General features: G+C 34.9%; 17 protein-coding genes and 2 pseudogenes. 13 read left to right on the top strand and 6 right to left on the bottom strand.

Annotation, left to right across the window (positions count from 1 at the left end; all coding sequences use genetic code 11):
- Nucleotides 1-35 precede the first annotated feature (35 nt).
- The 3 genes from MKY70_RS17860 to MKY70_RS17850 all read right to left on the bottom strand — a co-directional run bounded on the left by MKY70_RS17860 (nucleotide 36) and on the right by MKY70_RS17850 (nucleotide 1544).
- Complete coding sequence (locus tag MKY70_RS17860; RefSeq protein ID WP_341025409.1) at nucleotides 36-515, bottom strand: hypothetical protein; 480 nt, start codon at nucleotides 513-515, stop codon at nucleotides 36-38.
- A 104-nt stretch (nucleotides 516-619) separates the two neighbouring features.
- The gene (locus MKY70_RS17855; RefSeq protein ID WP_113769641.1) at nucleotides 620-1084 is read right to left on the bottom strand and encodes a DMT family transporter; all 465 of its coding nucleotides are present in this window, start codon (nucleotides 1082-1084) and stop codon (nucleotides 620-622) included.
- A 13-nt stretch (nucleotides 1085-1097) separates the two neighbouring features.
- A complete protein-coding gene (locus MKY70_RS17850; protein ID WP_060749110.1) occupies nucleotides 1098-1544 on the bottom strand; it encodes a DMT family transporter in 447 nt (148 codons plus the stop codon).
- Between the two features lie 108 nt (nucleotides 1545-1652).
- Here MKY70_RS17850 and yeiL point away from each other — a divergent pair, with 108 nt between their 5' ends.
- The 5 genes and pseudogenes from yeiL to MKY70_RS17820 all read left to right on the top strand — a co-directional run bounded on the left by yeiL (nucleotide 1653) and on the right by MKY70_RS17820 (nucleotide 4794).
- Complete coding sequence (yeiL, locus tag MKY70_RS17845) at nucleotides 1653-2345, top strand: transcriptional regulator YeiL (protein WP_088032329.1); 693 nt, start codon at nucleotides 1653-1655, stop codon at nucleotides 2343-2345.
- A gap of 13 nt (nucleotides 2346-2358) precedes the next feature.
- Nucleotides 2359-2862: pseudogene (locus MKY70_RS30860) on the top strand (glyoxalase superfamily protein).
- Nucleotides 2863-2904: 42 nt separating this feature from the next.
- Nucleotides 2905-3082: pseudogene (locus tag MKY70_RS17830) on the top strand (metallophosphoesterase family protein); the annotation flags it as partial.
- A gap of 131 nt (nucleotides 3083-3213) precedes the next feature.
- A complete protein-coding gene (locus MKY70_RS17825) occupies nucleotides 3214-4248 on the top strand; it encodes a flavin-containing monooxygenase (RefSeq protein ID WP_341025408.1) in 1035 nt (344 codons plus the stop codon).
- Nucleotides 4249-4545: 297 nt separating this feature from the next.
- Nucleotides 4546-4794, top strand: coding sequence for a hypothetical protein (locus tag MKY70_RS17820; RefSeq protein ID WP_002087603.1), 249 nt, complete (start codon nucleotides 4546-4548; stop codon nucleotides 4792-4794).
- Between the two features lie 48 nt (nucleotides 4795-4842).
- Here MKY70_RS17820 and MKY70_RS17815 read toward each other — a convergent pair whose 3' ends face one another.
- Together MKY70_RS17815 and MKY70_RS17810 are read right to left on the bottom strand one after the other, a co-directional pair.
- Complete coding sequence (locus MKY70_RS17815; RefSeq protein ID WP_341025407.1) at nucleotides 4843-5880, bottom strand: serine hydrolase domain-containing protein; 1038 nt, start codon at nucleotides 5878-5880, stop codon at nucleotides 4843-4845.
- A 110-nt stretch (nucleotides 5881-5990) separates the two neighbouring features.
- Nucleotides 5991-6185: a hypothetical protein gene (locus MKY70_RS17810; RefSeq protein WP_002087600.1), complete on the bottom strand. Its 195-nt coding sequence runs from the start codon at nucleotides 6183-6185 to the stop codon at nucleotides 5991-5993.
- A gap of 280 nt (nucleotides 6186-6465) precedes the next feature.
- Here MKY70_RS17810 and MKY70_RS17805 point away from each other — a divergent pair, with 280 nt between their 5' ends.
- Entirely contained in the window at nucleotides 6466-6747 is a 282-nt protein-coding gene (locus MKY70_RS17805) for a hypothetical protein (protein WP_002128376.1), read from the top strand.
- A 29-nt stretch (nucleotides 6748-6776) separates the two neighbouring features.
- On the opposite strand, the gene MKY70_RS17800 is transcribed toward MKY70_RS17805, so the two are convergent.
- Nucleotides 6777-7067: a DUF3784 domain-containing protein gene (locus MKY70_RS17800; protein WP_002190266.1), complete on the bottom strand. Its 291-nt coding sequence runs from the start codon at nucleotides 7065-7067 to the stop codon at nucleotides 6777-6779.
- A 122-nt stretch (nucleotides 7068-7189) separates the two neighbouring features.
- Here MKY70_RS17800 and MKY70_RS17795 point away from each other — a divergent pair, with 122 nt between their 5' ends.
- The 7 genes from MKY70_RS17795 to MKY70_RS17765 all read left to right on the top strand — a co-directional run bounded on the left by MKY70_RS17795 (nucleotide 7190) and on the right by MKY70_RS17765 (nucleotide 13366).
- Nucleotides 7190-7471 (top strand): MazG nucleotide pyrophosphohydrolase domain-containing protein, encoded by a 282-nt coding sequence (locus MKY70_RS17795; RefSeq protein ID WP_012261329.1) that lies wholly within the window; start codon nucleotides 7190-7192, stop codon nucleotides 7469-7471.
- 143 nt (nucleotides 7472-7614) lie between these two features.
- Complete coding sequence (gene bla2 / locus MKY70_RS17790) at nucleotides 7615-8388, top strand: BcII family subclass B1 metallo-beta-lactamase (protein WP_341025404.1); 774 nt, start codon at nucleotides 7615-7617, stop codon at nucleotides 8386-8388.
- Between the two features lie 691 nt (nucleotides 8389-9079).
- Nucleotides 9080-10366, top strand: coding sequence for a hydroxylamine reductase (gene hcp / locus MKY70_RS17785; RefSeq protein ID WP_002137545.1), 1287 nt, complete (start codon nucleotides 9080-9082; stop codon nucleotides 10364-10366).
- Nucleotides 10367-10948: 582 nt separating this feature from the next.
- A complete protein-coding gene (locus MKY70_RS17780) occupies nucleotides 10949-11269 on the top strand; it encodes a PadR family transcriptional regulator (protein WP_002128372.1) in 321 nt (106 codons plus the stop codon).
- 75 nt (nucleotides 11270-11344) lie between these two features.
- A complete protein-coding gene (locus tag MKY70_RS17775; RefSeq protein ID WP_002014108.1) occupies nucleotides 11345-11686 on the top strand; it encodes a DUF1048 domain-containing protein in 342 nt (113 codons plus the stop codon).
- Nucleotides 11687-11854: 168 nt separating this feature from the next.
- Nucleotides 11855-12616 carry an ABC transporter ATP-binding protein gene (locus MKY70_RS17770; RefSeq protein WP_002190261.1) on the top strand — a complete coding sequence of 254 codons (762 nt, stop codon included), beginning with the start codon at nucleotides 11855-11857 and terminating at the stop codon, nucleotides 12614-12616.
- Nucleotides 12617-13366, top strand: a complete 750-nt coding sequence (locus MKY70_RS17765; protein ID WP_002190260.1) for an ABC transporter permease — start codon at nucleotides 12617-12619, stop codon at nucleotides 13364-13366. It abuts the gene before it with no gap.
- Nucleotides 13367-13753: the final 387 nt, after the last annotated feature.

Below are 13753 nucleotides of genomic sequence, written 5' to 3'. Positions count from 1 at the left end.
AAAGTCATGGGCCTAGTAGCTCATGACTTTTTCTATTAAATAACCTTTTTAAATAAGTTATATACTTTTTTTGAATTACCTTCATTTAATTGATAATAAGTAAGGTCTACGTCATCAGGAGTGTTTTGATGGGCAATCATAACTTCACTACTGTTGTTATCTACTATCCAAATTAAATATTGTTTATAAGTTCCATCTTGGAAAGTAATCCACATGTTACAATCTACTAAATCAGAACCTTCTTCATCTAGCGTTAAATCGCCTTTTTTTGCTGTATCCATACTGTTAATGAATGTTTTTAATTCATCTGTTTTTGTAAGGAAGATAGATTTTTTTGTCTTAAGCGACTCTACATGTATATCTTTTATTTCCTGCTTTCCTAAAAAAACAGGAGGTGCATTTGAGTCTCTTTGAGTTGAAATAATAGTAGCTTTCTTCTTTGGTTTACTTGCTGTATAGAGATCTTGAATAGATTTTCCAGAGTTTAAAAACCATACGGTTCCAAAAACAATCAATGCGCTACCTATCAATAAAATGATTTTCTTAATAGGGTATTCTCCTCTCTATGGCTTCATGTGAAGAGCTTTTCTATTAATATATGATAGGTAAGCGTAAAGTATTATAGTTGAACGTGGTTATGCTTCACGGTTTTTATAGGGCGATCAACGAGTAAATTGTAAGTGAGCCCTATTAATACGAGAATTCCACCGATAATTTTTCCGGTTGATAGTTCGTGTGACAGGAAGAAATCGATGATAGTCCCCGTAAACAATTGTCCGATAAAGATGAGTAATGTTAAATAAAATGCTGATATTTTAGGAGTAATATAGTTTGATAACGAGATGACGATAACGCCTACTAATCCGCCTAAGTATACAGCGATAGGTATGGATTGTAACGTATGACTAGAAATATACAACGAATCTGAACTGAAAATTAAAAATAACATGGAGAAAAATAATCCAGTAATATAATTGAAAAATGTGCCTTCCCAATTTCCAATTTCCTTTGCTAAATTCGCGTTAATAATTCTAGCAACAACGATAGAAACACCAGCTGAAATAGCGATACAAATATATAACATTTTCTTGCCTCCATTAATAAATTGTCATGACTATAATTCCAGAAGAGATGAATAATAATCCAATTAATTTTTTCTTATCAAACTTCGAAACTTTCATTCCTAATAAACCGAAATGATCAATAACTATGGAAGCGATGGATTGACCAAGTAAGCTTAATGCAATTGTAATAGAGGCACCAAGAGCAGAGAAACTTATATTATTAAAAAGAACAGTGAATACTCCAATTGCCCCAGCACTATATAAAAAAAGTGGAATACCTTTATCAAAATGGATTTTATTTTTGTTAAGGATTAAAACGAAAATAACTGCAATTAAACCGACAAGGTGAATGACAACGCTCGCTGTGTACTTGCCAATTAACTCAGATAAAATCCCATTCAATGGAAGCATAACGGCAATGAGCACACCAATAAAGACAGAAAGAAAGTTATACAATGTAATAGCCCCTTTATATTTCATATTTGTAATGACTGTATCATGCTGAAATTGTGTATTACTATGACATATGTCATAGTGGAAGAAGAAAATTTTGTTTACAATTGGGATGAGTTGTAAAGGTGGGGGACTATGAAGAAAGTATGTAATTCTAATAAATTAGCAGAGTATATGAAACAAAATAATATTGATTCATTTTTTAGTAGTGATATGAAACCATATATGGAACTTATATTTTTTAAAAAGAATGAGTTCATTTGCAGAGAAAACGAAGAGATAGATTATTTATATTTCTTTGTTGAAGGAAAAGCGAAAGCGTTTAACACATTAAGTAACGGGAAATCGGTATTATTATGTTTTTATGATAGTTTGCAGTTACTAGGAGATGTGGAGTTAATTCATTCTCAAAAGACTGCTTCAAACGTACAAGTGATGGCAGATTCGTATTGTGTTGGGCTACCTTTAGGGAAAGTGAGAAACCAATTATTTCATGATGCGAAATTTTTGAGATGTATTTGCGGTTCTTTAGCCCATAAATTAAATCGACTTTCAAAAAATAGTACAATTAATTTACTGTATCCACTTGAAAATCGACTTGCGAGTTACATGTTAGCAGCAGGGGAACGGGCGGTTCAGCACGGAAATAGAATTGTGTTTAGTGGGAATTTAACGGAAATAGCTGAATTGTTAGGGACGAGTTATCGGCATTTATTACGTACATTAAATGTTTTTTGTGATAAAGAAATTATAAAGAAAAGCAGTGGTTGTTTTGAAGTGATGAATGTAGATGTTTTGCGGGAATTGGCGGCGGATGTTTATAAATAGGAGGGGATTATAAATGATTACACCTATATTTAGAATTTTTGATATTGTAAAGGCTCAGTTATTTTACTTTAATTTTTTAGGATTTAAACTGGATTGGGAACATCGGTATGAGGAAAATATGCCATTATATATGCAAATTTCGTTAAATGATACTGTAATACATCTATCCCGCATTAACGGGCAGTAAGACTCCCACCTCAAAATTTGGCGAATGCGAGGAAGTTAGGTGGGAGATAACTGCCCGTAAATGCCCGATTGGTTCAACTAATAATCAGTGGGGGAAGGACACCCCCCCACTGATTAAAGTTTCACTTTATCTGAACATCACGGGGATGCTTCACCAGGCGGTGCAATTCGTGTGAAAATAGAGGATTTAAAAAGTTATTATGCTATTTTATCAAGTAAAGATTATGCGTATTCAAAACCTGATATAGAGAGAACATCTTGGGATACAATTGAATTAACTGTGATTGATCCGTTCTCAAATAGAATTACATTTTATGAGGAAAGGGTTTAGAAATTGAGGTGTTATAAATAATTTATCAAAGTAGGGGTTACAATGAAGAGAAAAATAGCGATGATTTCAGATATTCATGGGAATAGTCACGCTTTAAAGGCGGTATTAAAAGATATTCGAAATGATAATAAATTTAGGTGATAGTGTGTATGGGCCGTTAGATCCTTTGGGGACAATTGAAATATTAATGAGTAACGAGATGATACATATTAAGGGGAGTTTACTTTATAGTGAACTGCTCTTTTTTATTTTGGATAGATATTGAATTATAAAAAAATAAAATGTTATGATTATGGAAACGCATGAACATATGAACATGTATTCATGTGTTTGTGAGAAGGAGGAATTGGAATGAAAGATATAATTATCGTGGGAGCTGGTCAAGCTGGATTAACAATGGGATACTACTTGAAGCAGGAAGGATATAGTTTCTTATTACTTGAGGCGGGAAACCGAATTGGCGATTCTTGGAGAGACCGCTATGATTCTTTGCAGCTCTTCACACCAAGGGAATATAGTAGTTTACCAGGTATGATATTAAAAGGAGAAGGGAGTGGATTTCCATGTAAAGATGAAATTGCAATTTATTTAGAAGAATATGCAAGGTATTTTCAATTGCCGGTACAATTACAGACTCAAGTTTTAAAAATAAGAAAAGAGAAAGAAATATTTGAATTACACACTCCTACAGAAATTTTACAATCGAAAAAAGTTATTATCGCATCAGGTGGTTTTCAGCAACCATTCATCCCCTCATTTTCACAACATCTTTCATCACATATTTTTCAAATACATTCATCACAATATAAATCACCATTACAAATTCCAAAGGGAAAAGTACTTGTAGTAGGTGGTGGGAATTCAGGCATGCAAATAGCAGTAGAACTTGCAAAAACTCATGAAGTTACAATGTCTATAAGTCATCCGTTAACCTTTTTACCGTTATATCTTTTTAGAAAAAGCATTTTTAATTGGTTAGAAAAAATGGGTTTATTGTATGCCGAAATACATACAAAGAGAGGAAGGTGGTTTCAGAAGCGAAAGGATCCCATTTTTGGTTTTGAAGGTAAGGAACTTATTCGTAGTGGAGCAATAAAACTACAGGGAAAAGTGGTAAGTGCATCAGGAAATAATATTATGTTTCAGAATGGTGGCACGTATAGTGCACAAAGTATTATATGGTCAACTGGTTTTGTTCAAGATTATAAATGGATTGAAATAGAAAAGGCAGTGAATATGAATGGATTTCCTAATCATACAATGGGAATGAGTCCAGTAAGAGGATTGTATTATATTGGACTGCCGTGGCAATCTCAAAGGGGTTCTGCGCTTATTTGTGGTGTAGGAAAGGATGCGGTGTATTTGCTTTCTGAAATCAAAAAATAGATCAGTAGCAACAGCTACTGATCATCCATATGTACATGAATTAGGAGAGGTCAAACATTTCAAACGTTTATTAGCTTTAGTATAATAGATTTTCATGAAATAAAAAACTGAAAATTATAATTTTTTTGTTGAGAAAGTTTTTTGTATCGAAATATATAAAAAAACGGGGATTTCTATTGAAAGAAAATATGATATTTATATTTTAGTAAATTATGATATAGTCTATATAAGATTCTTTTCCTTAAATTAGGTTTTTTGTATAGTAATTACATTCGCAGTTGGAAAGGGGAGAAAATTGTGAAGTTTGATGATCAACGTCTACTAGGAATACGATTAGGTTCTGTACTCATAACAGAAGAAAATCAATATTTAGTAATTAAGAAGAAAGATCATTATGCACTATTAAACATACATAATTTAGAATGCACACATGTCGAAGTGCAGTTAGAACATATTGAAGAACTGCTGCATGAAGATTTCCAAGAAAGTATAACTGAAATTATCGCACCAGAACATATTAAAATTGTGGTGAAAAATGTTATATAAAGAAAGAAGCTGGGAGAATCAGCTTCTTTCTTTGTTTTATTTCGTTAATTATAAGGATAACATTTTTAAAATCTCACCAATAATCCCATCCTTTTGATGAACACCTAAATCCGAGTTCGTCATAATAACAGCGCCATTACCTCGGTATGGATTACATACCATCATACATTGAAATCCAACACCCCAGCCAAGTGAATGAATTTGTAAGTCTTCATTAGAATACTCTAGAAAAACACCTAATCCAGTCCATTTGGTGCATCCTTGAGGAGAAATCATATCTTGTACTGTTTTTTGAGAAAGTTCCAGCTTGCTATTTCCCTGTAAGGAATGAATGATTTCAATAATTAAAGTTGATAAGTCAGTTGGTGTTGTCCAAATGCCTGAAGCAGCTGCGAATGGATAAAATGGATACTTCTCATTTGTTACAGTTCCATCTTTATTATGCCCGCAAGCAAAAGCATCGGTTTTATCTATGTCTTCGGGAGAGAAGAGTGTGCTATTTTTCATTTGTAGTGGCTGAAAAATAAATTCTTCAAGTAAAAGGTTGAACGATTTTCCAGTAATATCTTCAAGTAGTTGTTCGATAATACAAAAATTTGCGTCAGAGTAGTGGAATTGGCTTTCTGGTGCATAAGTTACTTCTATAGGTACTGGGCAATATAATGTTTTACCAGCAAGGAGCTCATCCATTTTAGGTAGTCCTTGTGCAAGTGTATAATGTTCAAAACTATTGGGAGGATCAATGATTCCAGATTGGTGACTTAATAAGTTTCGCAGCGTGACTTTTTTCTGTAAAATAAATAGATTGGTAGGGATGTTCCAAGATGTGAGTCTATCATTTACGTCTTCATCTAAATGTACGATTCCTTGATCTGATAACGTTAGTACAAGCATTGAAGTGATGAATTTGCTAATAGAACAAGAATTGAATATGGAATTCGTAGTGACAGTTCTAGTTGTTCCAGATTCAAGTGTTCCGAAAGCAGTAGCTTCATCAAGTTTACCGTCACGTATAATGGCAAAGCTTAACCCTGAAACAGAATATTGGTTCATTTTCTCATATATATTGTTACTTTTTAAGTTCATAGTGACTCCTTTCTTTTAAAAACAGAATATTAACTTTATTATACAGTAGTAAATAGAGAGAAAAGGAAAACACTTCATCTTTTATCGATGAAGTGTTTTCTTAGTTTAAGTTAATTCGAAGTAAATGCTTTAAAAAATTTATCTCTGTACATGTACATAAGCCATGAGGCTGTTATAAAGGAAATAAAGATTTGTTTGTTTTTAATTGGTGCATTGAAAACAAGCCAACCAACTATATCAAATAACAAATGTAGTGCAATTGAAAGAACTACAAATTGTAGTAACGTCTTAAAAAATCTTTTCATAAAGTGTCCCCCTAAAATAAAAGGTTTTATCCCGCATTAACGGGTAGTAAAACTCCCACCTCAAAATTCGACTGGGCAAAGAAGTTAGGTGGGAGTCGGGCTGCCCGTAAACACCCGATTGGTGAAGACTAATAATCAGTGGGGGACGAACAAAACCCCCACTGATTAAAGTTTTACTTTATCAACAATGTTGCATATTACTATTATACATTAAATGTGTCTTGTGGTAAAATTTACATAAGTTACTTGAATAAAACAATGCTAGTGAGGAGGAACAGTCTTGGAATTTTGGATTGTCATACCGATAGCGGCCTTTGGATTTATGTATCTCGCTGAAAAATTAAATAAAATCGAAAAGAAAACAGATACGCGTTTAAAGAGGATGGAAGATAGATTACAATTAATTTCGAAAGAAATGGGAATTGTAGATAGAGAACCTGAAATTAATAAAGAATTACGCCAGCTTGTGGAAGAAGGAAAAACAGTTACAGCAATTAAGAGAGTAAGAGAGGCTTTTGGATTTTCATTGTTAGAAGCGAAGCAATATGTTGATAAGTTATAAAAAAGATCATCCAATTGGATGGTCTTTTTTTACTGAACCATACGTGTATTTACATAAGCAGCGATTATAACGTGGCCAATAATAATGATGGGAAATATAATTTTAACATTAGGAGTAATGAAGACACTGCCAATTGTGGCAATAACACCAGCAATTAAATTATAAAGACCAACTATTTTTGATAACTTCACTTTGTCAGGTACACGGCGTTCATTGAATCCTGATAAGAGCCAAGTGTATTGTTTTACTCCGATGAAATAAGCTAGTGCAAATGAAATGATGGCTAGTATGAATAATGATGGCGAAGCGAAGAGAGTCATTGAGAACACCTCCGTTAAAGGGCTATAAATAAATTATAGTATGAATGTTATAATTTAACAAAATACATTTTTGATTTTAAGTTTATTAAAAATGAGATATTTACGATGAAGGGAGATTACATATGAATATTTCGGAATTCCAGCAATATGTATCGAGTTTCAGTAAAGAAAAAGGATTTCAAGATACAACAATTGAAGAACGTACGATGTATGCGATGGCGGAATTAGGTGAATTAGCGGAAGTTATATTAAAGCGTGATAAAATACAAGATTCGAAAAGAGAGATTGGCTTAGAAATGTTTGATGTAATTTGGAATGTATGTGATTTAGCAAACAAGTTAGAAATTGATTTAGAGAAGGCGTTTGAAGAAAAAATGATGATTAATAAAAAACGTGAATGGTAAAAGAAAAGTTAAAAAGCGCACAAAATTTTGTGCGCTTTTTATTAATGGTATGAAAAATATGTAAAAAAAGATGGAACAAACATTTGAGACGAATTGTCTAATATAGGAAATAACTATTTAGTTTGAAAGAAAGGGTGGAGAAAATGAAAAAGAATATATTATTAAAAGTAGGGGTATGTGTTAGTTTACTAGGAACAATTCAATTTGTTAGCACAATTTCTTCTGTGAAAGCGGAACAAAAGCTAGAGCAAAAAGTAATAAAGAATGAGACAGGAACTATTTCAATTTCTCAGTTAAACAAAAATGTAGGGGTTCATACTGAGTTAGGTTATTTTAATGGAGTAGCAGTTCCATCGAACGGTCTAGTTCTTAACACTTCTAAAGGGTTAGTGCTTGTCGATTCTTCTTGGGATGATAAGTTAACGAAGGAACTAATAGAGATGGTAGAAAAGAAATTTCAGAAGCGCGTAACGGATGTCATTATTACACATGCGCATGCTGATCGAATTGGCGGGATAAAAATGTTGAAAGAAAGAGGCATTAAAGCGCATAGTACAGCATTAACTGCGGAACTAGCAAAGAAAAATGGATATGAGGAGCCACTTGGAGACTTACAAACAATTACAAATTTGAAGTTTGGAAATATAAAAGTAGAAACGTTCTATCCAGGGAAAGGGCATACAGAAGATAATATTGTCGTATGGTTACCGCAATACAACATTTTAGCTGGAGGCTGTTTAGTGAAATCTGCGGAAGCTAAAGATTTAGGGAATGTTGCTGATGCATATGTAAATGAATGGTCGATATCGATTGAGAATGTGTTGAACCGATATGGAAATATGAACTTAGTAGTGCCTGGTCATGGAGAAGTAGGGGACAGAGGATTACTTTTACATACATTGGATTTGTTGAAATAAGAAACTGTGGGAATATAAAAGCGAGGAGAAACAATTTCCTCCTCGCTTTCTTCTAGCTATATTTAAATGCGAAGCTATCAATTACGCCTGCATAAGTTACTGAGATTTTAATTCCAAGTATACAAATACCAGTACCGTCATAATTGCTATAACAACGTAAGTAACATCAAGCATTATAAGTGTCTTTAATGTTTCAGTCATCCTAATTCACCCCTGTTATAAAAATATAACATGACCTCTTATCAATTAAATAAGAGATCATAAAGATAACAATGTACATGAAATTTCTTAAGTAGTTTCTATATAAATATATCATATAAATAATGTAAAAAATGTTAAGATGGTGTAAATGTATTGTAAATAAAGAGGTTTCCTATAAAATCTTTAATCAAAAAATTGATAGTTCTTCAAAATGAAAAAACGCTATTCTTTCTGTTGAATGATAGAAAGAATAGTGTTTTTGTATGCTTATTAGTTGCTAATAGTTCTCTAAATCAATTATCTAGCTATTTGAAGGCATCAACAAAGGTGTCCATTTTTCTGTATGTTTTTTAGTGTCAGTAAAAATATTATGTCAACAATATGAACTGTCACAAATTTATATATATTATTGTGATTGATATCACATCCTTTTTTCCTAATGGGTATTATGCTTGATTTGTAATGAATGATTGGGAGAGGGTGGGATGATATGTTTTGTTATCAATGTGAACAAACGCCAACAGGCGGATGTAAAGTGATGGGTGTTTGTGGTAAGAATGAAACAATTGCAAGTTTACAAGATACGATTGTGTTTGGATTAAAAGGAATAGCTGCTTATCGTACGCATGCTGCGCAGCTAGGGTATACAGATGCATTTGTAGATGCTACAACTCAAGAAGCGCTATATATGACATTAACAAATTCTAACTTTAATGAACAAGAACATATTGATATGGCTATGAAAGTAGGGAAATCGGCTTTACGAGTAATGGAGTTATTAGATGAGGCACATACGAATCACTTTGGTGTTCCGGAGCCTGTTCAAATTACGCAGAACCATGTAGAAGGTAAGGCAATTGTAGTTACTGGTCATAATTTATTTGCATTAGAAGAGTTATTAAAGCAAACAGAAGGAAAAGAAATTAACATTTATACGCATTCTGAAATGCTACCAGCACACGGATATCCACAACTGAAAAAATATAAACATTTAAAAGGAAACATCGGTAAGGCATGGTATGATCAACGACGCCTTTTCGAAAAATTTACAGGTGCCATATTAGCTACAACGAACTGTGTTATGCCAATTAAAGGATCATACTCTGATCGATTCTTTTCATATGATATTGCAGGTTTAGAGGGTGTACAAAAAATTGAAAATGATGATTTTGCACCATTGATTCAAAAAGCGCTTGAACTTCCAGAAGTACATATGGAGTCGGATGAGCAGTTAGTAACAGGGTTTCATCATAATACAGTATTATCATTAGCTCCGGAAATTATTAATGCAGTAAAAGAAGGAAAGATTAAGCGTTTCTTTGTCATCGCAGGTTGTGATGCTCCGGGAAAAGGCGGAGAATATTATCGTGAATTAGCAACGTCGCTTCCGCCAGAAACGGTTATTTTAACAACTTCTTGCGGGAAATTCCGTTTTAATGATGTGAGTTATGGTGTTGTGCCCGGTACGGAGATTCCACGTTACATTGACTTAGGACAATGTAATAATTCAATTTCTACAGTGAAAATAGCGGCCGCTTTAGCTGATGCTTTTCAATGTGAAGTGAATGAATTGCCAGTGAGTATTGTTCTATCATGGTTTGAACAAAAAGCGGTTGCCATTTTACTTGGGCTATTTAGTCTTGGTATTCAAGATATTCGCATTGGTCCAAAGGCACCTGAATTTATTTCACCTGGTGTGCTTGATGTATTACAAGAGACATTCGGTTTAAAACTAATTACAACCGCAGCAGAAGATATGAATATGATGTTATCGTAACAAAAAGGATGTCCTATATGTAGAGTTGACTTTATAAAGAGTTTGTATGTATTCACAAGCTCATGTATTAGATGCACAGGTGCATTAGTAGAAGAACAAAAAAATGATCCGTCTTTTTAATAAGGAGAGCTATCTACATTCATTAACTTCGGAATATTATAACGCCCAAAATAAAAATGCGGAATTTTTGTTTTGGGTATTTCCTTTTCTTAGCTGGATAGGTATGTGGTGAGGTTTCTTAAGAAGAAAATAGGCAGTATCCAATAGATAATAGCGGATTTAAGAAAAAATTTAAAAATCGAGTTGACATTCTATCTACATAGTCATACAATGTAGTGGTAATGAGTAATACTGAATAGCGTAGTTTTTAAAAATATATTCAGTATCCAATAGGCAAAAGCGGATTTAAGAAAAAATTTAAAAATCGAGTTGACATTCCATCTACTTAGTCATACAATGTAGTTGTAATAAGTAATACTGAATAGTGAGGTTTCTCAAAAGCTATTCAGTAAAAATTAGCCTTAGTACTCTGTGATACTGAATATAAGTCAGACAGAATAGGGGGTAAAGGAGGATCAGAATATGGAAAATTTAACTGAAATGCTGAAAGGTTCGCTGGAAGGATGTGTTCTGGAAATCATTAGCCGCCGTGAAACTTATGGCTATGAGATTACCCGCCACCTTAATGAGCTTGGGTTTACTGAAGTCGTGGAAGGAACGGTCTATACCATCCTTGTGCGATTAGAGAAGAAAAAACTTGTGAATATTGAAAAGAAACCGTCAGACATGGGGCCGCCTCGCAAGTTTTATTCACTAAATGAGGATGGCCGTCAGGAGCTTGAATTGTTTTGGAGAAAATGGGATTTTGTATCATCAAAAATTAACGTCTTGAAGTCAAACTAGCCTCATAAGATTAAATATTCGGCCGATATTTTGGGAGTTTCTTGTTCTGCTTTATAAAAAAGGAGGAAAAATAATATGTTGGAAATGTTCAAAAAATTAATTGGTGATAAAAAAGAGTACAAAATGATGATGGCACGGGTTGGAGCTCTGCCAGAGGACTATCAGTTTGTGTTTAAGAAAATTCAAAACTACATGTGGAATTTCTCAGCTGGTAACGGGATGGATATGCTACACATACAGTATGAATTAATCGATTTGTTTGAAGCCGGTGCGGCGGAAGGCAGACAAGTGCTTGAAATCACTGGGGAGGACGTGGCATCCTTTGCTGACGAACTAGTGGCAAATGCTAAAACTTATGTTTCCAAGTATCGTGAAGATTTGAATGAAAGTATCATGAAACAATTGAGAAAAAAATAAATGCAACAGGTAATACCGACTGATTAGCTGGTTACAAATGTGAATTGACGCCATTGCTATTCAGTTATATTTTTAAATCAGTACTAAGTAATACAGATTATCAGTAATACTAAATAGAGGGTGTAGGCAGTCTAGCTTTACAAAACATTTTTTAAGGAGGAAAAAAGTATGACCAATACAGCGATTTCTGTAAAAGGATTAAAAAAATCCTTTAAAGATAAGGAAGTGTTAAAAGGGGTAGATTTTGAAGTGCAGCGTGGCGAAATTTTCGCACTGCTGGGCTCAAATGGAGCGGGCAAGACGACAATAGTCAATATCCTCTCGACGCTGATGAAGCAAGATGGCGGCGAAGTAGGTATTTGTGGTTTTGACGTTCAGCGTCAACCGGATCATGTTCGTCAAAGTATCAGTCTGACAGGGCAGTTTGCAGCTTTAGACGGTATGCTCACGGGGAGAGAAAACTTGATAATGATTGCCAATTTGCGTGGAGTTTCTAGTCCTGCTCAAGTCGCTGATAATTTGCTTGCAAGATTCAGCCTGACTGATGCAGCCAACCAGAGGGCAGACCAGTACTCAGGTGGGATGAAGCGCCGGCTTGATATCGCCATGAGCTTGATTGGGACGCCAGCAGTCATTTTTCTCGATGAACCGACGACAGGGCTTGACCCCGAAGCGCGGATTGAAGTGTGGGATACCGTCAAGGAACTTGCCGGCGGCGGCACAACCATCTTGCTCACGACCCAGTACCTCGAGGAAGCCGAACAACTGGCGGACCGTATCGCTATCTTGCATGGCGGAAAAATTATTAAGACTGGTACTCTTACAGAACTTAAAGAGATGTTCCCGCCAACAAAAGTGGAGTATATCGAGAAGCAGCCGACATTGGAAGAAATTTTCCTTGCGATCATTGGCAAAAAGGAGGAGATGTAAATGAAGAGCAAAACAGGGGTATTATTAGGGCGCTTAATGCGCAACATCATGCGCAGTCCGGATACAATTATTACGGTAGCGATTACGCCGATTATGATGATGCTGTTGTTTGTCTACGTATTTGGCGGCGCCATAAAGACAGGAACGGATAACTACGTCAATTATTTATTGCCGGGAATCTTGCTGATGGCTATCGCATCCGGTGTCGCTTACACTTCCGTACGGTTGTTTACGGATGTAAAGAGCGGGCTGATGGCACGTTTCATTACTATGCCTATCAAGCGTTCGTCGGTATTATGGGCTCACGTATTAACATCACTTGTTGCTAATGTGCTTACTATCGTGGTGGTTATTCTTGTTGCGCTCTTAATGGGCTTCCGTTCCAGTGCTAATATTCTGGATTGGCTCGCGGTAGCTGGAATACTCGGGATGTTTACGCTGGCGCTGACATGGTTGGCTATCATTCCTGGGTTGACAGCGAAGTCTATGGAAGGGGCGACAGCCTACTCGTACCCACTAATTTTTCTGCCCTTTATTAGTTCGGCCTTTGTTCCTACCGAAACTATGCCAAAAATTGTTCGTGCGTTCGCTGAAAACCAGCCTGTGACTTCAATCGTGAATGCGATTCGTGCCCTCTTATATGAAGGGGCTGTTGGCAACGATATTTGGATTGCACTTGCTTGGTGTGTGGGCATTATGGTTATCGCTTACTTCTTCGCCGGCAAAGCATTTAAACGTCAGTTAGGGTAACACCACCAGTTCGGTGCACAATGGCAACTAAACCTTCTGGAATAATATATATATGGGAAAATGGATTTAAATCACATTAATCTTAGTTATTGCTATAATTGTTAGTATTCTTACTGATTACGCAGTTGGTACGTAAGTAGGTTCAGACGTTGAGAAAAATTAGCCTGAGAGAGTTAAAGGGAAGAGATAATATTTTGACCTCAATTCTAATTGCCATATAATAAATGCAATTTCTATACATGAAAAGCCCACCTATTTTCGTAGGTGGGCCATATCTTTATTACACAATTCGAAAGTATACTCTCTTTTTCTAAATATGAAATTATGCATATTTAGAAAAAACTACACTTAATAAATATTACATATAGTAAATGGAAACTTATGGTG

The organism is Bacillus sp. FSL R9-9492, assembly GCF_038007365.1.
Taxonomy (GTDB): Bacteria; Bacillota; Bacilli; order Bacillales; family Bacillaceae_G; genus Bacillus_A; species Bacillus_A mycoides.
This window is presented reverse-complemented; position numbering and strand designations above follow the sequence as displayed.

Excerpts from the sequence above, each read along its gene's own strand:
- MKY70_RS17775 (WP_002014108.1), top strand. The coding sequence starts at position 11,345 with ATGTTGGAAATGTTCAAAAAATTAATTGGTGATAAAAAAGAGTACAAA.
- MKY70_RS17800 (WP_002190266.1), bottom strand. The coding sequence starts at position 7,067 with ATGACTCTCTTCGCTTCGCCATCATTATTCATACTAGCCATCATTTCA.
- MKY70_RS17855 (WP_113769641.1), bottom strand. The coding sequence starts at position 1,084 with ATGTTATATATTTGTATCGCTATTTCAGCTGGTGTTTCTATCGTTGTT.
- MKY70_RS17810 (WP_002087600.1), bottom strand. The coding sequence starts at position 6,185 with ATGAAAAGATTTTTTAAGACGTTACTACAATTTGTAGTTCTTTCAATT.
- MKY70_RS17825 (WP_341025408.1), top strand. The coding sequence starts at position 3,214 with ATGAAAGATATAATTATCGTGGGAGCTGGTCAAGCTGGATTAACAATG.
- MKY70_RS17770 (WP_002190261.1), top strand. The coding sequence starts at position 11,855 with ATGACCAATACAGCGATTTCTGTAAAAGGATTAAAAAAATCCTTTAAA.
- bla2 (WP_341025404.1), top strand. The coding sequence starts at position 7,615 with ATGAAAAAGAATATATTATTAAAAGTAGGGGTATGTGTTAGTTTACTA.
- yeiL (WP_088032329.1), top strand. The coding sequence starts at position 1,653 with ATGAAGAAAGTATGTAATTCTAATAAATTAGCAGAGTATATGAAACAA.
- hcp (WP_002137545.1), top strand. The coding sequence starts at position 9,080 with ATGTTTTGTTATCAATGTGAACAAACGCCAACAGGCGGATGTAAAGTG.
- MKY70_RS17850 (WP_060749110.1), bottom strand. The coding sequence starts at position 1,544 with ATGAAATATAAAGGGGCTATTACATTGTATAACTTTCTTTCTGTCTTT.
- MKY70_RS17780 (WP_002128372.1), top strand. The coding sequence starts at position 10,949 with ATGGAAAATTTAACTGAAATGCTGAAAGGTTCGCTGGAAGGATGTGTT.
- MKY70_RS17815 (WP_341025407.1), bottom strand. The coding sequence starts at position 5,880 with ATGAACTTAAAAAGTAACAATATATATGAGAAAATGAACCAATATTCT.
- MKY70_RS17795 (WP_012261329.1), top strand. The coding sequence starts at position 7,190 with ATGAATATTTCGGAATTCCAGCAATATGTATCGAGTTTCAGTAAAGAA.
- MKY70_RS17765 (WP_002190260.1), top strand. The coding sequence starts at position 12,617 with ATGAAGAGCAAAACAGGGGTATTATTAGGGCGCTTAATGCGCAACATC.